The 17,256-nt window shown below is 54.8% G+C and carries 20 protein-coding genes; 12 read left to right on the forward strand and 8 right to left on the reverse strand.

What is annotated here, in order from left to right; genetic code table 11:
• Positions 1-120 precede the first annotated feature (120 nt).
• From pdxH to anmK, 3 genes are all read right to left on the reverse strand, one after another.
• On the reverse strand, positions 121-777 hold the full coding sequence (gene pdxH / locus ACDO57_RS08035; protein ID WP_024909355.1) for a pyridoxamine 5'-phosphate oxidase: 657 nt from the start codon (positions 775-777) through the stop codon (positions 121-123).
• Positions 778-834: 57 nt separating this feature from the next.
• Positions 835-1,158, reverse strand: coding sequence for a C-type lysozyme inhibitor (gene mliC, locus ACDO57_RS08040; protein ID WP_024909356.1), 324 nt, complete (start codon positions 1,156-1,158; stop codon positions 835-837).
• Positions 1,159-1,251: 93 nt separating this feature from the next.
• Complete coding sequence (gene anmK, locus ACDO57_RS08045; RefSeq protein WP_157189019.1) at positions 1,252-2,376, reverse strand: anhydro-N-acetylmuramic acid kinase; 1,125 nt, start codon at positions 2,374-2,376, stop codon at positions 1,252-1,254.
• Positions 2,377-2,631: 255 nt separating this feature from the next.
• On the opposite strand from anmK, the gene slyB reads away from it, so the two are divergent.
• Together slyB and ACDO57_RS08055 are read left to right on the forward strand one after the other, a co-directional pair.
• Positions 2,632-3,099 (forward strand): outer membrane lipoprotein SlyB, encoded by a 468-nt coding sequence (gene slyB, locus ACDO57_RS08050; RefSeq protein WP_008500578.1) that lies wholly within the window; start codon positions 2,632-2,634, stop codon positions 3,097-3,099.
• Between the two features lie 196 nt (positions 3,100-3,295).
• Entirely contained in the window at positions 3,296-4,657 is a 1,362-nt protein-coding gene (locus tag ACDO57_RS08055) for a GGDEF domain-containing protein (RefSeq protein WP_157189018.1), read from the forward strand.
• A gap of 35 nt (positions 4,658-4,692) precedes the next feature.
• Here ACDO57_RS08055 and slyA read toward each other — a convergent pair whose 3' ends face one another.
• Entirely contained in the window at positions 4,693-5,133 is a 441-nt protein-coding gene (gene slyA / locus ACDO57_RS08060; RefSeq protein ID WP_024909359.1) for a transcriptional regulator SlyA, read from the reverse strand.
• A 186-nt stretch (positions 5,134-5,319) separates the two neighbouring features.
• Between slyA and ACDO57_RS08065 the strand changes: the two genes are divergently transcribed.
• The 3 genes from ACDO57_RS08065 to ACDO57_RS08075 are packed head-to-tail and all read left to right on the forward strand — an operon-like array spanning position 5,320 to position 8,452.
• Positions 5,320-5,556, forward strand: a complete 237-nt coding sequence (locus tag ACDO57_RS08065) for a DUF1656 domain-containing protein (RefSeq protein ID WP_024909360.1) — start codon at positions 5,320-5,322, stop codon at positions 5,554-5,556.
• A gap of 2 nt (positions 5,557-5,558) precedes the next feature.
• Complete coding sequence (locus tag ACDO57_RS08070; RefSeq protein WP_267216609.1) at positions 5,559-6,419, forward strand: HlyD family secretion protein; 861 nt, start codon at positions 5,559-5,561, stop codon at positions 6,417-6,419.
• Positions 6,419-8,452: an FUSC family protein gene (locus ACDO57_RS08075; RefSeq protein ID WP_267216610.1), complete on the forward strand. Its 2,034-nt coding sequence runs from the start codon at positions 6,419-6,421 to the stop codon at positions 8,450-8,452. The genes ACDO57_RS08070 and ACDO57_RS08075 overlap by 1 nt, the downstream gene beginning before the upstream one ends.
• Here ACDO57_RS08075 and sodC read toward each other — a convergent pair.
• The 3 genes from sodC to ACDO57_RS08090 all read right to left on the reverse strand — a co-directional run bounded on the left by sodC (position 8,431) and on the right by ACDO57_RS08090 (position 10,215).
• Entirely contained in the window at positions 8,431-8,949 is a 519-nt protein-coding gene (gene sodC, locus ACDO57_RS08080) for a superoxide dismutase [Cu-Zn] SodC (RefSeq protein ID WP_248164205.1), read from the reverse strand. The genes ACDO57_RS08075 and sodC overlap by 22 nt on opposite strands.
• A gap of 81 nt (positions 8,950-9,030) precedes the next feature.
• Positions 9,031-9,927 (reverse strand): aldo/keto reductase family oxidoreductase, encoded by an 897-nt coding sequence (locus tag ACDO57_RS08085; protein WP_032651025.1) that lies wholly within the window; start codon positions 9,925-9,927, stop codon positions 9,031-9,033.
• 48 nt (positions 9,928-9,975) lie between these two features.
• Entirely contained in the window at positions 9,976-10,215 is a 240-nt protein-coding gene (locus ACDO57_RS08090; RefSeq protein ID WP_008500587.1) for a DUF1289 domain-containing protein, read from the reverse strand.
• Between the two features lie 149 nt (positions 10,216-10,364).
• On the opposite strand from ACDO57_RS08090, the gene eptA reads away from it, so the two are divergent.
• From eptA to rnt, 5 genes are all read left to right on the forward strand, one after another.
• Positions 10,365-11,990 carry a phosphoethanolamine transferase EptA gene (gene eptA, locus ACDO57_RS08095; RefSeq protein WP_370883832.1) on the forward strand — a complete coding sequence of 542 codons (1,626 nt, stop codon included), beginning with the start codon at positions 10,365-10,367 and terminating at the stop codon, positions 11,988-11,990.
• A 41-nt stretch (positions 11,991-12,031) separates the two neighbouring features.
• Positions 12,032-12,631: a TetR/AcrR family transcriptional regulator gene (locus ACDO57_RS08100; protein ID WP_024909366.1), complete on the forward strand. Its 600-nt coding sequence runs from the start codon at positions 12,032-12,034 to the stop codon at positions 12,629-12,631.
• Between the two features lie 54 nt (positions 12,632-12,685).
• Complete coding sequence (locus ACDO57_RS08105; protein ID WP_090417244.1) at positions 12,686-13,783, forward strand: alkene reductase; 1,098 nt, start codon at positions 12,686-12,688, stop codon at positions 13,781-13,783.
• A gap of 100 nt (positions 13,784-13,883) precedes the next feature.
• Positions 13,884-14,291, forward strand: coding sequence for a lactoylglutathione lyase (gene gloA, locus ACDO57_RS08110; RefSeq protein WP_175557784.1), 408 nt, complete (start codon positions 13,884-13,886; stop codon positions 14,289-14,291).
• Positions 14,292-14,386: 95 nt separating this feature from the next.
• Complete coding sequence (gene rnt / locus ACDO57_RS08115) at positions 14,387-15,037, forward strand: ribonuclease T (RefSeq protein WP_024909368.1); 651 nt, start codon at positions 14,387-14,389, stop codon at positions 15,035-15,037.
• A 44-nt stretch (positions 15,038-15,081) separates the two neighbouring features.
• Here rnt and grxD read toward each other — a convergent pair whose 3' ends face one another.
• Positions 15,082-15,429: a monothiol glutaredoxin 4 gene (gene grxD, locus ACDO57_RS08120; protein WP_003832760.1), complete on the reverse strand. Its 348-nt coding sequence runs from the start codon at positions 15,427-15,429 to the stop codon at positions 15,082-15,084.
• 338 nt (positions 15,430-15,767) lie between these two features.
• On the opposite strand from grxD, the gene ACDO57_RS08125 reads away from it, so the two are divergent.
• Together ACDO57_RS08125 and sodB are read left to right on the forward strand one after the other, a co-directional pair.
• On the forward strand, positions 15,768-16,541 hold the full coding sequence (locus tag ACDO57_RS08125) for a C40 family peptidase (protein ID WP_023311354.1): 774 nt from the start codon (positions 15,768-15,770) through the stop codon (positions 16,539-16,541).
• A 122-nt stretch (positions 16,542-16,663) separates the two neighbouring features.
• Positions 16,664-17,245, forward strand: a complete 582-nt coding sequence (sodB, locus tag ACDO57_RS08130; RefSeq protein ID WP_370883833.1) for a superoxide dismutase [Fe] — start codon at positions 16,664-16,666, stop codon at positions 17,243-17,245.
• The last annotated feature ends 11 nt before the right edge of the window (positions 17,246-17,256 follow it).

The following is a 17,256-nucleotide window of genomic DNA, read 5'->3' on the forward strand; positions in this document are numbered from 1 at the left end:
TCTCCATGTATAAACGACTGCACCTTTGCCGGTACACGACTTTTCGCCTGATGCGAAAGGACCATAGAATAAAGCGCAAGCGCGGTGTGCGCTAGCGCTTAAATCAACAAATTTCGGGGATTACGGTGCCAGTCTGTCGATTTTCCAGCCGCCATTCTCGCGCTGGTATAAAAAGCGGTCGTGCAGGCGGTGTTCGCCCCCCTGCCAGAACTCCATCTGCTCAATCGGGATACGGAAACCGCCCCAGAAACTTGGCAGGGGAATTTCACCCTGCTGGAACTTCTGTTTCAGCTCCAGGAATTTACTTTCCAGCACGCCGCGGGCGGAAATTCGGCTGGACTGTTTTGATACCCAGGCGCCAATCTGGCTGTCACGCGGGCGACTGTGGAAATACTTCACCACTTCCAGCGTCGAGAGACGTTCCGCTTTGCCGGTGACCATCACCTGACGCTCCAGCATATGCCACGGGAACAGCAGGCTGATGCGGGGATTATTTTCTAAATGGTGCGCTTTGCGACTGCCAAGGTTGGTATAGAACACCAGTCCTTTCTCGTCATAATGCTTGAGCAATACGATGCGCTGATACGGTTGACCGTTTTCATCTACCGTCGCGACAACCATGGCCGTTGGATCGGCGAGTTTCGCTTCGCAGGCCTGTTTCAGCCAGCGTTCAAAAAGCACGAGGGGTTCAGCGGGAAGATCCTGGCGACGCAGGCCGCCTTTGGTGTATTCACGGCGCAGATGCGCAATTTGCTGCAGTTCATCGTTATCTGACATGGCGTTAGCTGACATTGAGAGTGGGTGGCGCTATTGTGCGCCGCCCCTGTAAAAATCTCAACGCTTCGGGTTTTCTAGCTGGCAATTGTTCAGCACAATGCGGTCGCGCTTGTAGACCGTGGCGCTGTCGCCTTTCGACCAGAAGACGTAGATACCGTCTGAGTAACGTGCGCCGGAGGCCGACATACCCTGCTTCAGCGTCAGCAATTTATTGTCGTAAACAAAGCTGGCTTCCTGACGTGGATTATTCAGCTTCACGGTCAACGGTTTTTCGTCGCAGCGATACTCCAGCGTATCGGTCTGCATGCGCTCAAGGAACTGGTTATAGACGCTGCATCCTGACAGCAACAAAGGGGCGGCAATAAGAAGAAGTTTTTTCATGGGCGTATTCCGAAGACTTTCCTGGTCCTGGAGGGCATGGCTGCCCCCCTGTTTCGTTCCATTCTAACGACGACGCGCCGCGCTGAATTTCAGTTAACTCTGATTATGACGAGGATTGGCCGGGAAAATCGCCCCAAGGACGCTCGCTTCACGCGCACCGGTTACCGACGGCAAGTTGCCCGGCAGTCCGGCAATGGTGCGCCAGGCAAGCCATGCGAAGGCCAGCGCCTCCATATCATCACCGCTGATGCCGGCCTCATCGGTCGTCGACACTTCGGTACCCGGCAGCAGCCCGGCAAGACGCGCCATCACCAGCGGGTTACGGCTTCCTCCGCCGCACACCAGCAGGCGCTCACACCCACCGCTGAGCAGAACCTGTTCGGAGATCGACACGGCCGTCAGCTCAGCAAGCGTCGCCTGGACATCCTGCGGCGCGAGCGCCGGGAATGGCGCCAGCTGACGCTCAAGCCAGCCCAGGTTGAAGTATTCACGCCCCGTGCTCTTAGGGGCCGGCAGAGCAAAATAAGGATCGCTTAGCATCGACTGCAGCAGCGGAAGAATCACTTTCCCCCCGCTCGCCCACTCCGCGTTTTTATCATACGGTTGGCCGCACTGACGCCAGATCCAGGCATCCATTAGCATATTGCCCGGGCCGGTATCGTAGCCGCGGACCGGCTGTCCCGGAATAAGCATCGACAGATTGGCGATCCCACCAATGTTAAGCACCATGCGCCGTTCTGAAGGGTGCGCCAGTAACGCCTGATGGAACGCGGGCACCAGCGGCGCGCCCTGTCCGCCAAGGGCGATATCGCGACGACGGAAATCGCCTACTACCGTCACGCCCGTCTTCGCCACAATCTGGTTGTTATCGCCGATTTGCAGAGTATGCGGGGCCTCTCCAATGGGCTCATGCCAGACCGTTTGTCCGTGACACCCGATGGCCACCACATCCTGCGGGCGAAGATGTTCTTTTTGCATCAAAGCCTGCACCGCATCCGCAAACAGCGCTCCCAGGCGGACATCCAGCTGTCCAAGCTGGGAGAGGGTCAGCTTCTGCCCCTGACAGATACTCAGAATATCCTCTTTCAGTGAAATGGGGATTGGCCAGGTCAGGCTCGCCTGCTGTGCCACCATGTTTTCGTCAATGGCGGCCAGAACGACATCTACCCCATCCAGACTGGTGCCTGACATCACACCAATGTAGCGACCCGATTTCATGCGCTTTCCTTACGTTGCGTGGGCTAAGGATATCCACTCAACCATAAACGGCGCCGCTTTGCCATCCGGCAATAATATTTTTTAACAATGTCAGACGGGTAACACAGGCGGACCCTGTTTATGTCTCGTTAAGTCAAATTCAAGTACAATTTTCCTATTGTTAATGCAAAGATATGAACTATGGCTCCTTATGCCATATAATTTAGCCATAACGGATGCCCTCAATCGGGCGTTTTTGGTGAACAGGAGATTCAAATGATTTTACGTGTACTGGGCGTTTCGCTGATTGGTTTAACTCTGGCTGGCTGTGTGAATGACAGTTCACTTTCTGGCGACGTTTACAGCGCTTCTGAAGCGAAACAGGTTCAGAACGTGACTTACGGTACCGTTGTTAACGCACGCCCTGTACAGATTCAGGGTGGCGATGAAAACAACGTGATGGGCGCAATTGGCGGTGCCGTCCTGGGTGGTTTCCTGGGTAATACCGTCGGCGGCGGCACGGGTCGCTCTCTGGCAACAGCCGCAGGTGCCGTTGCGGGTGGCGTAGCCGGCCAGGGCGTTCAGGGTGCGATGAACAAAACCCAGGGCGTAGAGCTGGAAATCCGTAAAGACGACGGCAGCACTATCATGGTTGTTCAGAAACAGGGCAGCACCCGCTTCTCTGCAGGCCAGCGCGTTGTGCTGGCGAGCAACGGAAGCCAGGTGACCGTTTCCCCACGTTAATTAAAAGTGGATGTGGTCCTCGGGCCACATCCATTTACAATATATATCACTCTCACAAATATAATTACAAAATACATTCACCTCATCCATTATTAATCACGCCTTATATTGTTTCTGCGCAAAGTATTTATTGCACTAATTGATTAGACTCTTCGCAACCACCTTCTCTTTATTCATTATAATTTGTAAAAATTCTATGCTTGCGAATCGTCGCGCTCTAACGAGCCGTTATATTACGTTCTGTCTCGGTTGCCTTGTTGTTATCGGGATATTACACGCGCTGTTTTTAAAACTCGTTGAATGGGTTCCGTCCTTTTCACCGCTTTTATTCCCTACGCTCACCATTTTTCTTCTGGTGTTTCACCTGTTTATTGCCTGTTTTATGGCGATGAAATACTGGTGTGACAAAAGACGATTGTATCTGGTCGCAATCGCCTTTGCCTTTGCCGGGTCCGCACTGCTGATGGTCGGAACGCTGACCAGCTTCCCCGCCTGGCTGGATCTCTATCAGTTCAACGTCGTGAACTACAACGATGCGATGATCTACTATATGTTCCGCCACTTTTTAATGGCGGTGCTGTTTATCGTGGCAGCAATACTCTATCCCATGCGCGATTACCCTCTTTCACGGCTGGCGCATATCTCAATTGTGAGCGGGGCGTCTCTTTTTACCGCCTGTGCAGTGGGACTGGCCTGGATATATTCCAGCCACTCCCCCTTGTTATCCATTGACCTGGTTGATAATGAAACCCGGCAGTTTATGGTCCTCTGGAGCCATTGCATTAATATATCTTTAATTGTTTTCTGGGTGATAACATTAGTAGCGCTGATGTTTGTCACGCGCGTGCGCAATTTATTCTGGGTAGGCGGAAATTTTCTGTGCGTTTGCTATATCGTCACGCTTTCAATGCTGTTAGCGGGTGGACATGCCGAAGATATCTCCTGGTACCGCGCCCGGTTATTTGAAACTGTCGCCACGCTGCTGATTATTTTTGTTCTGCTTTACGATGTCTTCAGACTGTATCGCGACTCGCACGTAAAATATCAGCAGTCCTATCAGAACTCAATCCGCGATCCGCTCACGCGCCTTTATAACCGCAGCTATTTTTATGAATCGTTAAACCAGGCGCTGGATATCGCCAGACCCAATCGCCCCGTTTCCGTCATCGTCAGCGATCTCGATCGCTTCAAGCGTATTAACGACACCTACGGACATCTCCAGGGCGATAAAGTCCTGCAGTTTGTCGCCAACCTGCTAATGGATTCCGTGCGCCCGCAGGACATCGCGGCCCGTATCGGCGGTGAGGAGTTTGTGCTGATGCTGGCCAACACGTCGTCAGACTCCGCGTACCAGGTGGCCGAGCGCATACGCCTGAAGCTAAGCAGCTTTGATAAAACCAGCAGCGGCGGTCAGTTGCCGGAGCCCATCACCATCAGTATGGGGGTGTTTACGGCAACGTCATCAACGATAACCGCAGAAACGTGCGTGGAAAGTGCCGACAAGGCGATGTATGAAGCGAAGGAGACGGGTCGTAACCGTGTGGTCGTCTTTAAGTAAAAAAAGGCCTTGCTGCTGCAAGGCCTTATTGTTTGTCAGTCTCGCGACTGCAGTTCATGGATGTTTTGCTCAAGACGCCCAATGAGGCTGATGAGCATTTCCAGCTCCGCCGGTGAAACGCCTGACAGGATTTCACCGCGCGTCTTGGTAATCACGGCTTCCATTTCCGTGATGATAGGCGCAGCTTTTTCGGTGAGTTTAATCCGTTTCGCACGACGATCGCTCGCGCAGGTTTGCCGCGAGATCAACCCCTTCTCTTCCAGCTGGTCAAGCGTGCGCACCAGCGACGGTTGCTCAATGCCTATCGCTTTTGCCAGTTGAATTTGCGACTGATCGGGCGGCAGCTGATGAATGTTGTGCAGCGTGACCCAATGCGTCTGTGTGAGTTCCAGAGGTTTCAGGCGATGGTCAATCAGAGCACGCCAGACGCGTACCAACCTTGCCAGATCAGAACCTAATGGCGATTCCAATTTCATCTCCTTATAATTAGCTTGCTAAGTTATTATACTGATTTTAGAATAGTGTGCAGCATTTGTATTGCCAAAACAAATGCAATACTGCATTCATCGAACTTAAAAGTATGACTTACACTGAATTGTGATGCTTCATCATACTATGACAAGCCAACGCGGCATTCTGTTCACTGCAAAGGATTTCTGCCCGTGACGTTTTTTCATCGCTCAGAGGGGTTACCCCTTCAGGACCTGATCTTCGGTGCGTCAGTCTACTTTCCCCCCCTGTTTAAGGCCGTGCTGGTGGGCTTTATTCTCTGGCTCATCGCGCATCGTCTGCTTCGCGACTGGATGTATTCCGGCGAAATATGGCATCCCATGCTGATGGATCTTTCCCTGTTTGCCCTCTCCGTATGTCTGGGCCTTGCTGTCTTGATGGTGTGGTGACTATGCCTCTGAAAACGCTGAAGTACTTTTCCACCCTGTTTGTCCTTGCCCTCGCGCTGGTTGCAGGCTGGTGGATGTGGAATTTTTATATGCAGTCGCCCTGGACGCGTGACGGTAAAGTTCGCGCTGAACAGGTCAGCATCACCCCTCAGGTGTCGGGAAGTATCACGACGCTACTGGTTAAGGATAACCAGTTCGTCAAAAAGGGAGATGTTTTATTCCGAATTGACGACACCCCGTACCACATTGCGATTCTGAACGCCGAGGCGCAGCTGGCGAAAGCCCAGTCTGACCTGGCAAAGGCCAACAACGAGGCCAACCGCCGCCGTCACCTGTCGCAAAACTACATCTCAGCGGAAGATTTAGACACCGCGAATATCAACGTTAAGGCCATGCAGGCGAGCGTCAACGTGGCGGAGGCGACGCTGAAGCAGGCGCAGTGGCAACTGACCCAAACCGTGATTACGGCACCGGTCGATGGATGGGTGACCAACCTCTCCGCCCGCGTGGGTAACTACGCCACTACCGGCCAGCCGGTTTTTGCCCTCGTCGACAGCCACTCCTTCTACGTCGTGGGCTATTTCGAAGAGACCAAGCTTCGCCATATCCGCGAGGGTTCGCCCGCCGCGATTACGCTTTACAGCGGCTCGAAGAAGTTACAGGGTCACGTATCCAGCATAGGCCGCGCCATTTACGATCAAAGCGTTGAAACGGATTCCGGGCTGGTGCCGGACATTAAGCCGAACGTTCCCTGGGTGCGCCTGGCCCAGCGCGTTCCGGTTCGCGTAGAATTTGACCGTTTACCGCAGGACATTACCCTGGTCTCCGGCACCACCTGCACCGTCTCCATCGGAAACCGGTGATGAAGCTGCCGGCACTCTCCTGGCACAACACCCCGTGGATGAAAGCGACGCGTCCCCAGTGGCGCTACGCGCTGCGTAACGGCATTGCCATGTGCCTGGCGCTGACCGTCGCCTACTACCTGAACCTGGATGAACCCTACTGGGCGATGACGTCTGCCGCGGTGGTGAGTTTTCCCACGGTCGGCGGGGTAATCAGTAAAAGCCTTGGCCGTATCGCAGGCAGCCTGCTCGGCGCCACCGCGGCGTTAATTATCGCCGGCCATACGCTGAACGATCCGTGGCTGTTCCTGCTGAGCATGGCGGCATGGCTGGGATGCTGTACCTGGGCCTGCGCCCATTTTACCAATAACGTCGCCTACGCGTTCCAGCTGGCGGGCTATACCGCCGCCATTATCGCCTTCCCGGTCGTCAACGTCCTCGACACCACCGAGCTGTGGGATATCGCGCAGGCGCGCGTCTGCGAAGTCATTGTCGGGATCCTCAGCGGCGGCTTCATGATGATGATCCTCCCCAGCACCTCCGACGGCACCGCGCTTATCACCGCCCTCAAGACCATGCACACCCGGCTGCTTGAGCACGCGAGCCTGCTGTGGCAACCGGATACCAGCGATGAGATCCGCCTCGCGCATGAAAAGGTGATTGGGCAGATCCTGACCATGAATCTGTTGCGTATTCAGGCGTTCTGGAGCCACTACCGCTTTCGTCGTCAGAACACCCTGCTAAACTATTTGCTGCACCAGCAGCTGCGTATGACCAGCGCCATCTCCAGCCTGCGCCGGATGCTGCTCAACTGGCGGACGCCGCCGGAAAACACCCGTGCCGTCATCGAAACGCTCCTCGCGGCCCTTGCGCGCCCGGATGCGGACATCTACACCGTTGCGAAGATCATCGCCCCGCTCGCCCCGGTTGATGAGTACGACTATCGTCATCGCGCCTTCTGGCAGCGTCTGAATTACTTTTGCCGACTGTACTTGCGCAGCAGCCGCTGGATTAACGCGGTTGAGAATGCCACGCCGGTCACCGAGTTCAACGTTCCCGGGAGCCCGGCTCTCGCCCGCCATACCGACTACCTGGAGGCGCTGTGGAGCGGTTTTCGCACCTTCTGCGCGCTGATGCTGGTGGGGGCGTGGAGCATCACCACGCAGTGGGAGTCCGGTACGGCGGCCCTGACGCTTGCCGCCATCAGCTGCGTGCTTTACTCCGTCGCGGCCTCGCCGTTCAACTCGCTGACGCTGCTGCTGCGCACCCTGGTGCTGCTGTCATTATTCAGTTTTGTGGTGAAGTTTGGCCTGATGGTGCAGATAAGCGATCTGTGGCAGTTCCTGCTGTTTCTGTTTCCGCTGTTGACCACCATGCAGCTACTCAAGCTGCAAATACCAAAACAGGCGGGCCTCTGGGGACAGCTGATTGTCTTTATGGGCTCGTTTATCTCCGTGACCAATCCGCCGGTGTACGATTACGCCGATTTTCTCAATGACAACCTGGCGAAAATCCTTGGCGTGGGGCTGGCGTGGCTGGCTTTCGCGGTGTTGCGTCCCGGCTCCGATGCCCGCAAGAGCCGCAGGCATATCCGGGAGTTACGCCGGGGGTTTGTCGACCAGCTCAGCCGTAAACCGCATCTGGGTGAAAACGAGTATGAATCGCTGGTGTATCACCACGTCAGCCAGCTCAATAACAGCCAGGACGCGCTGTCCCGACGCTGGCTGCTGCGCTGGGGCGTGGTGCTATTGAACTGCTCGCACGTGGTCTGGCAGCTTCGCGCATGGGAAACGCGTTCCGATCCGCTGTCGCAGGTTCGTGATGTGTGTATTTCCCTGCTGCGCGATGTAATGAGCGAGCGCGGTGTCCAGCAGCGGCCGCTGGCAGCCACGCTAAATGAACTGCAGCGGATCTGCGATACGCTTGCACGCCATCATCTGCCCGCCGCCCGTGATTTGGCCTCGATAATCTGGCGGCTGCACTGCTCGCTGTCGCAGCTGGAGCAGGCCCCACCGCCGGGTACGATTGGGGATCAGATCACCCCGCAGGCATAGCGCGCCCCGCCGCCGCCAAGCGGTTTAGGCTGATCGGACATATTGTCGCCGCCAACATGTATCATCAGCGCTTTGCCTTTGACTTCATCCAGCTTTTTCAGACGCGGCGCGACAACGGGATCGGTGGCTCTACCGTCGTTATTAACCACCAGCACGGGCAGATCGCCTAAATGCCCCATTCCATCCGGGCCTTCATGCTTGCCGGTATGCTGCGGATCGAGGTGACCCCCTGCCGCTTCTGCTGCTGACGCTTTGCCCTCTTTTAATGCGGGCTGACAGCTGCCTTTGGCGTGAACATGGAAACCATGCTCACCGGGAGGGAGTGCTTTGAGGTTGGGAGCGAACTCCAGCCCTTTGTCGGTTTCCGTGATTTTCACCGTACCGATGGACTGACCCACACCCTGAGAGGTGACGAGATTCATTTCCACTTCGTCGCTGGCTGCCTGCGCCCCTGCGCAAACAACCAGCGTGACCATTGCCAGAGCAAAACGCTTCATAATGACCTCCGCGGGTTATTTTTTGCCCCTTAAGTGTATACCAGAGGCAAAGATTTCACCGGAAAGTCACCTTCTGGCGGTTTATGGCACGTCGTAGCCCAGCGCGGCTTTGCGGATGCGGAACCACTGCTGGCGGGTCATCTGCAGCTCTTCAGCGGCCAGCGCAGACCGCACGCGTTCAATCTTGCCGGAACCGATAATGGGCAGCGGTTTTGACGGCAGACGCAGGATCCACGCGTAAACCACCTGCTCGATGCTCTCCGCGTTCAGCTCGCGGGCGATGGTTTCAAGCTCGTTGCGCAGCGGCTGGAATTCATCATCATTAAACAGGCGCCCGCCACCCAGGCACGACCAGGCCATCGGGCGAATGCGCAGCTGTTGCAGCTGGTCGAGCGTGCCATCCAGCAGCAGCGGCTGGTGTACCGGGGAGATCTCAACCTGGTTGGTAGCGAGGGTAAACGGCAGCCGAGACTGAAGCAGCGCAAACTGTGCCGGGGTAAAGTTGGAAACGCCAAAGTGACGCACTTTCCCACTCTGATGCAGGTTCAGGAAGGCTTCCGCCACCTCATCGGCATCCATCAGCGGATCCGGACGGTGGATTAACAGCAGGTCGATACGATCGGTCGCCAGATTGACCAGCGACTGCTCGGCGCTCTTGATGATATGCGCGCTGTCGGTGATGTAATGACCGATGGCGTGTTCTGGTTTTGCCGTGGTGGCAATTCCACACTTCGTGACGATCTCCATGCGATCGCGGAGTGCCGGAACCAGCTTGAGCGCCTCGCCGAACGCGGCCTCGCACTGGTAGCCGCCGTAAATATCCGCATGATCGACCGTGGTGATGCCCAGATCGATATGCTCTTCAATAAAGCTCGCCAGCTGGAGGGGGGACATATTCCAGTCCATCAGGCGCCAGTAGCCCATCACAAAACGGGAGAATTCTGGCCCCTGGGGGGCAAGGGTAATTCGCTGAACCATAACATTTTCCTCAAGGACGTGATGTCATGAGTATACGCAATTACCGTGTTAAAAAAGTGAAGGTTGCTGGGGTTCTTCGGTCTCACCGGCTTTGTTTGCGCGTATTTTGCGCAGAAGACGCTGACGGCAGAGGCGTAATACCTCCTGCTTCTGCGTGTCGCTAAAGTTTTGCCAGTTAAAACGCTCATCGCGGGTACGCATGCACCCGCGGCAATATCCGCGTTCATCCACCTGACAAATCCCCCGGCACGGGCTCTGGATGGGGAAAAACTCCAGCTGCTCTGCCACACTCACCTCCGGATAACCACTCTCACCTACAGTGAAGACGCTAAACGCGCCACGTGCAAGGCCTGTACCACAGATTTGTGGCATTAAGGTTTCACTAATCTTCCCTCTTTATACTCGGCCCATCATGATAATGACAGGTTCATCGATCGATGTGGTTAATCAAAAAGTTACAATGTAACGACATTAAATTTACTCTGGGCTGTGCACTCTTCTTTACGCTAATCAACGGGCTGTTTATCCAGCGCAGCTGGGCCATTATTGCCCCTGCGCATCTGCACGACATCTTCTTTGCCGCGTCCGTACCGCTGGTGCTGTTTTGCGGCTGGGTGATTGTCTTTAGCCTGCTGAATATCCCCTATATCCGCAAGCCGCTGCTGATTGTATTGACGATCGGATGCGCCGCGGCAACCTACTTTATGTACACCTACGGCGCGGTGATCGATCAGAACATGATTGTGAACGTGTTCGAAACTAACTCTCAGGAAGCGACGGCCCTGGTGACCCCGCAGATGATTCTGTGGATTGTCATCGCTGGCCTCGTGCCTTCCGTGGTGCTGGCGTTGACCCGTATTCGTACCGGAAAATGGTGGTACGCGCTGCTGACGCGTGTGGCCGCGATGCTCGGCGCTCTGCTGGTGATTATCCTGATTGCCGCGCTGTTTTATAAAGACTACGCGTCGCTGTTCCGCAACAACAAAAGCATCGTCAAAATGGTCACCCCGGCGAACTATGTCAGCGCCGTGGTGAAGTACAGCAAAATGCGCTGGTTTGCTGGCGATCAAACGCTGGTGCGTATTGGTGAAGATGCCCATAAAGGGCCACTGATTACCGGTCAACAAAAGAAAACCGTTCTGGTACTGGTCGTTGGGGAAGCCTCTCGTGCGGCGAACTACTCCCTTAATGGTTACGATCGTGAAACGAACCCGGAGCTGAAAAAGCAGGATGTGATTAACTTCCCGCAGGCTTCCTCATGCGGTACCGAAACCGCGGTTTCCGTTCCGTGCATGTTCTCGGGCATGACGCGCAGCAAATACGATGCCGACCTGGCTCACCATCGCGAGGGGCTGCTCGACGTGCTCAAGCATGCGGGTGTCAACCTGCTGTGGCGCGACAACGACGGCGGCTGTAAAGGCGCCTGCGATCGCGTGCCCCATACCGACATGACGCAGTGGCAGTTGGATCAATTCTGCAAAGACAAATCCTGTATTGATGATGTGAATTTCTACCGTCTGGACAACGTGCTGGATGGTCTGAAGCAGGACACGGTGCTGGTTATCCACCTGATGGGCAGCCACGGTCCGGCGTACTATCGCCGTTACCCGGACACTTTCCGGAAATTCACCCCAACCTGCGACACCAATGAAATTCAGGATTGCGATCATCAGGCGCTGATGAATACCTATGACAACACCATCCTGTATACCGACAGCATGGTCAGCAAAACCATTGATGCGCTGAAAGCCCGTCAGGCGAGCATGAACACCGCGCTGATTTATCTCTCCGATCACGGTGAATCACTGGGTGAAAGCGGTATTTATCTGCACGGTACACCGTACATGCTGGCGCCGGAGCAGCAAACGCATATTCCATTTATGTTCTGGCTGTCACCGGATTACGCGAAAAACTTTGGCATCAACGAACAGTGTTTGCGTGACCATGCAGCAAAAAATGCGGTTTCTCAGGACAATTTGTTCTCGACCGTGCTGGGTATGATGGACGTGAAATCAATGGTTTATCAACAGCAGCTGGATATACTGAGCGCATGTCGTCAGTAAACTCGCTTGCATTAGACCGAACGGTCTATTAGAGTGCGGCCATGAGCAGAAATACTGAACACGATACCCGCGAACATCTACTGGCGACCGGCGAGCAACTTTGTATGCATCGCGGGTTTACCGGTATGGGGTTGAGCGAGTTATTAAAAACCGCTGAGGTACCGAAAGGGTCGTTTTATCACTACTTTCGGTCCAAAGAGGCCTTCGGCGTAGCGATGCTGGAGCGTCATTATGCTGGCTACCACCAGCGTCTGGCGACCCACTTTGCATCGGGTGAAGGTAACTACCGGGATCGTGTTCTGAACTACTATCAGGAAACGCTGAACCAGTTCTGTCAGCAGGGCATTATCAGCGGTTGTCTGACCGTTAAACTGTCTGCAGAAGTGTGCGATCTTTCTGAAGATATGCGCACAGCGATGGATAAAGGTGCCCGCGGCGTGATCGCCCTGCTGGCTCAGGCGCTGGAAAAAGGCCGCGACGAAAAAACGCTGGCCTTTACCGGCGACCCCTTGATGCAGTCTCAGGTGCTCTATTCCCTCTGGTTAGGGGCCAACCTGCAGGCAAAAATTTCGCGCAGTGCCGTGCCGCTGGAAAGCGCGCTGGCACATGTGAAAAACAGCATTACTGCGCCTGACGTATAATGGGCGCTTTTTATTTACCTTATTACTAGTCGACTGGTCTACTCAGGAGTCTTTATGTCAGCTGAAAAACTGTTTACCCCATTGAAAGTAGGTGCCGTCACGGCGCCAAACCGCGTGTTCATGGCTCCGCTGACCCGTCTGCGCAGCATTGAGCCGGGTGACATCCCAACCCCACTGATGGGTGAATACTATCGTCAGCGCGCAAGCTCTGGCCTGATTATCACCGAAGCCACGCAGATTTCTGCTCAGGCTAAGGGTTATGCGGGTGCGCCGGGTCTTCACAGCCCGGAACAGATCGCCGCATGGCAGAAAATCACCGCGGGCGTCCACGCTGAAGAGGGTCGCATTGCGGTCCAGCTGTGGCATACCGGTCGTATCTCTCACAGCAGCATTCAACCTGGCGGCCAGGCACCGGTCTCCGCTTCGGCCCTGAGCGCCAATACCCGTACGTCCCTGCGCGATGAAAACGGCAATGCGATCCGCGTGGATACCTCTATGCCGCGTGCGCTGGAGCTGAACGAAATCCCGGGGATTGTTAACGACTTCCGCCAGGCCGTGGCAAACGCCCGTGAAGCCGGGTTTGACCTGATTGAGCTGCACTCCGCGCATGGCTATCTGCTGCACCAGTTCCTGTCGCCGTCGTCTAACCATCGCACCGACCAGTACGGCGGAAGCGTCGAAAACCGCGCCCGTCTGGTGCTGGAAGTGGTGGATGCGGTATGCAAGGAGTGGAGCCCGGACCGTATCGGCATTCGCGTTTCCCCAATCGGGTCTTTCCAGAACGTCGACAACGGACCGAACGAGGAAGCGGATGCTCTGTACCTGATCGAAGAACTGGCTAAACGTGGCATCGCTTATCTGCACATGTCCGAGCCTGACTGGGCCGGCGGTAAGCCTTACACGGATGCTTTCCGTCAGAAAGTGCGCGAGCGCTTCCACGGCGTGATCATCGGTGCAGGCGCCTATACCCCGGAGAAAGCCGAAGACCTGATCGGCAAAGGGCTGATTGATGCTGTCGCGTTTGGCCGCGACTACATCGCCAACCCGGACCTGGTTGCTCGTCTGCAGAAAAAAGCAGCGCTCAACCCGCAGCGTCCGGAAAGCTTCTACGGCGGCGGCGCGGAAGGCTACACCGACTACCCTTCTCTGTAATCTCGCCATTGTTCATTGATAGCGGCGATATTTCGCCGCTATACTAAAACATCGTTTCTGTTCAAAAAGACAGTCTATTTCATTGGTTAATGAGGAAATTATGCGCCTACTTCACACCATGCTGCGCGTTGGCGACCTGCAACGTTCTATCGATTTCTACACTAAAGTCTTGGGCATGAAGCTGCTGCGCACCAGCGAAAACCCTGAATACAAATACTCGCTGGCGTTCGTGGGTTACGGCCCGGAAACGGATGAAGCGGTGATCGAGCTGACCTACAACTGGGGCGTTGACAGCTATGAGCTGGGCACGGCCTACGGCCACATCGCGCTGGAAGTGGACAACGCGGCCGAAGCGTGCGAGCGCATTCGCAGCAACGGCGGTAACGTCACGCGCGAAGCGGGCCCGGTAAAAGGTGGCACCACCGTGATTGCATTTGTGGAAGATCCCGACGGTTACAAAATCGAGCTGATTGAAGCCAAAGACGCCGGTCGCGGTCTGGGCAACTGATCCCTCAGGGCGCAACGTGCGCCCGTAGTTTTACTGCATCCCCCCGCAAAATTTGCCATAATGCGCTCTGCTTTTTCCCCATGTAAGAGACCCTGATGTCCGATAACGCTCAATTTAGCGGTCTGTGCGACCGTTTTCGTGGTTTTTATCCCGTTGTCATTGATGTAGAAACAGCCGGATTTAACGCTAAAACCGATGCGCTGCTCGAAATTGCCGCCATCACGCTGAAGATGGATGAACAGGGCTGGCTTACACCGGACACCACGCTGCATTTCCACGTTGAACCTTTCGAAGGGGCAAACTTACAGCCGGAAGCGCTGGCGTTTAACGGTATCGATCCGCATAACCCGCTGCGTGGTGCAGTAAGTGAATATGACGCGCTGCACGCCATTTTTAAAATGGTGCGTAAAGGCATGAAAGAGAGTAACTGCAGCCGCGCCATTATGGTGGCCCATAACGCCACCTTCGATCACAGCTTTACCATGGCCGCCGCCGAGCGCGCGTCGCTTAAACGCAACCCCTTCCATCCTTTTGTCACCTTCGACACCGCCGCGCTGAGCGGCCTGGCGCTGGGACAAACGGTGTTATCAAAGGCCTGTATTACGGCTGGCATTCCGTTCGACGGCACGCAGGCGCACTCCGCGCTGTATGACACGGAGCGTACCGCAGAGCTGTTCTGTGAGATCGTCAACCGCTGGAAGCGTCTGGGCGGCTGGCCGCTGCCGATGGATGACAGCGAAGAATAAAAAAAAGCGACCTTATCTGGTCGCTTTTTTATTTCCGCAGAAAATTACTCTGCGTCCGGCTCTTCCGTTTTGTACTTCGCTGCCGTCTCTTTGATCAGCTGCTGCAGTTCGCCGCGCTGATACATTTCAATCAGGATATCGCAGCCGCCAACCAGTTCACCGTCTACCCACAGCTGTGGGAACGTCGGCCAGTTCGCGTACTTCGGCAGTTCAGCGCGGATGTCCGGGTTCTGCAGAATATCAACGTAAGCAAAACGCTCACCACAGGCAGACAGCGCCTGAACCGCTTGCGCGGAGAAGCCGCAGCTTGGCAGCTTTGGAGAACCTTTCATATACAGCAGAATCGGGTTTTCAGCGATCTGGCGCTGGATTTTTTCAATAGTGGTGCTCATGTCTTGCTTCCTTTAACTTCTGTTACGGCATTCGTCTGACATTGTAGCGGTTCAGACTGGCATCGGAAAATAACATTTTTGTCACGTTTATACATTCTACTCCGAGTCAGGAAAAGTTGCATTGCAAATGGTGTTTACCCCTGCGGCGGTCAGGGTTTTGCTTAGGGAATGGGCAAATGAGCGACAGAACGATGAATTTTTTTGCACTTGCTTACGAAACACGATTGTAGATTGAAAAATGCTATTAACTTTCTGGCTTTTTATAGATTAGAATCGACGGGCTTTGTAAATCACACGCGGGTATTATTGATGACCTGCATTAATCAGGGGACTGCCCAGTGGCGCGGATAAATAAAATCTCGATCACGCTCTGTGCTTTACTGTTTACTTCACTCACTTTCACGCCAGTGGCAAACGCCTCTCAGCAGGCGCGGCATTCTGCTGTACAAAAAAACCATCTGGTGAAAGCCACAGAACGTAAGAAAAAAACCACCGCTAAGAACGACAAGAAAAAAACACCGGCTCAGACGAAACAGACCGCTTCCAGCAAGACGAAAACCAAACCTTCCCGTACTGCCCACTCCGCCAAAAGTAAAGCTTCGCAAACCGCCGCTAACCTTGTTACTGAAAAATGCATCACGCGTAAAGGCCATAAGGCGAAATGCACGAAGGTCACGAAAATAGCGGAAGTGCATAAAGTGCGCGTACAGAAAGCGCAAAAAACCGCGATGAACAAACTGATGGGGCAGATTGGCAAACCCTATCACTGGGGTGGCAGCTCGCCGCGTACCGGCTTTGACTGCAGCGGCCTCGTCTATTACGCCTATAAAGATCTGGTCAAGTTCCGCATTCCTCGTACCGCTAATGAGATGTACCACCTGCGCGATGCCTCACCGGTTGACCGCGGTGAGCTGGAAAACGGCGATCTGGTATTCTTCCGCACTCAGGGTCGCGGCACGGCTGACCACGTCGGCGTCTATGTCGGCAACGGAAAATTCATCCAGTCACCACGTAGCGGCCAGGATATTCAGATCACCTCTCTCAGTGAAGACTACTGGGTACGCCATTACGTCGGCGCACGTCGCGTAATGACGCCGAAAACCATTCGCTAACCCCTACCCTGCCACACCCGTGGCAGGGTAAGTTCCTCTTTTGCATACCCTTTCAATTTGCTATCCTGTCCCTGTTGTCTGTGTGGTTATTGGCAACGCAAAATACAATAAGGAGAGAAGCAATGTCGTTCGAATTACCTGCACTACCGTATGCAAAAGACGCCCTGGCACCGCATATTTCTGCGGAAACCCTGGAATATCATTACGGCAAGCATCACCAGACGTACGTCACTAACCTGAACAATCTGATCAAGGGCACCGATTTTGAAGGCAAAACGCTGGAAGAGATCGTCCGCAGCTCAGAGGGTGGCGTATTCAACAACGCGGCTCAGGTGTGGAACCACACCTTCTACTGGCACTGCCTGGCGCCAAACGCCGGCGGTGAACCTGTCGGTGAACTGGCTACCGCTATCAACGCCGCCTTTGGCAGCTTCGCGGATTTCAAAGCGAAATTTACCGATGCAGCCATCAAGAACTTCGGCTCGGGCTGGACGTGGCTGGTTAAAGAGGCGGATGGCAAACTGGCTATCGTGTCCACCTCTAACGCAGGCACCCCGCTGACCACCAGCGCTAAGCCGCTGATGACCGTGGACGTATGGGAACACGCTTACTACATTGATTACCGCAACGCGCGCCCGAACTACCTGGAGCACTTCTGGGCACTGGTTAACTGGGACTTTGTGACGAAGAACTTCGCCGCGTAAGAGACACGCAG

The sequence above is a fragment of the Enterobacter cloacae complex sp. 2015409 genome, assembly GCF_041365315.1.
Taxonomy (GTDB): domain Bacteria; phylum Pseudomonadota; class Gammaproteobacteria; order Enterobacterales; family Enterobacteriaceae; genus Enterobacter; species Enterobacter pseudoroggenkampii.

Excerpts from the sequence above, each read along its gene's own strand:
- pdxH (WP_024909355.1), bottom strand. The coding sequence starts at position 777 with ATGTCAGATAACGATGAACTGCAGCAAATTGCGCATCTGCGCCGTGAA.
- mliC (WP_024909356.1), bottom strand. The coding sequence starts at position 1,158 with ATGAAAAAACTTCTTCTTATTGCCGCCCCTTTGTTGCTGTCAGGATGC.
- anmK (WP_157189019.1), bottom strand. The coding sequence starts at position 2,376 with ATGAAATCGGGTCGCTACATTGGTGTGATGTCAGGCACCAGTCTGGAT.
- slyB (WP_008500578.1), top strand. The coding sequence starts at position 2,632 with ATGATTTTACGTGTACTGGGCGTTTCGCTGATTGGTTTAACTCTGGCT.
- ACDO57_RS08055 (WP_157189018.1), top strand. The coding sequence starts at position 3,296 with ATGCTTGCGAATCGTCGCGCTCTAACGAGCCGTTATATTACGTTCTGT.
- slyA (WP_024909359.1), bottom strand. The coding sequence starts at position 5,133 with ATGAAATTGGAATCGCCATTAGGTTCTGATCTGGCAAGGTTGGTACGC.
- ACDO57_RS08070 (WP_267216609.1), top strand. The coding sequence starts at position 5,559 with ATGCCTCTGAAAACGCTGAAGTACTTTTCCACCCTGTTTGTCCTTGCC.
- ACDO57_RS08075 (WP_267216610.1), top strand. The coding sequence starts at position 6,419 with ATGAAGCTGCCGGCACTCTCCTGGCACAACACCCCGTGGATGAAAGCG.
- sodC (WP_248164205.1), bottom strand. The coding sequence starts at position 8,949 with ATGAAGCGTTTTGCTCTGGCAATGGTCACGCTGGTTGTTTGCGCAGGG.
- ACDO57_RS08085 (WP_032651025.1), bottom strand. The coding sequence starts at position 9,927 with ATGGTTCAGCGAATTACCCTTGCCCCCCAGGGGCCAGAATTCTCCCGT.
- eptA (WP_370883832.1), top strand. The coding sequence starts at position 10,365 with ATGTGGTTAATCAAAAAGTTACAATGTAACGACATTAAATTTACTCTG.
- ACDO57_RS08100 (WP_024909366.1), top strand. The coding sequence starts at position 12,032 with ATGAGCAGAAATACTGAACACGATACCCGCGAACATCTACTGGCGACC.
- ACDO57_RS08105 (WP_090417244.1), top strand. The coding sequence starts at position 12,686 with ATGTCAGCTGAAAAACTGTTTACCCCATTGAAAGTAGGTGCCGTCACG.
- gloA (WP_175557784.1), top strand. The coding sequence starts at position 13,884 with ATGCGCCTACTTCACACCATGCTGCGCGTTGGCGACCTGCAACGTTCT.
- rnt (WP_024909368.1), top strand. The coding sequence starts at position 14,387 with ATGTCCGATAACGCTCAATTTAGCGGTCTGTGCGACCGTTTTCGTGGT.
- grxD (WP_003832760.1), bottom strand. The coding sequence starts at position 15,429 with ATGAGCACCACTATTGAAAAAATCCAGCGCCAGATCGCTGAAAACCCG.
- sodB (WP_370883833.1), top strand. The coding sequence starts at position 16,664 with ATGTCGTTCGAATTACCTGCACTACCGTATGCAAAAGACGCCCTGGCA.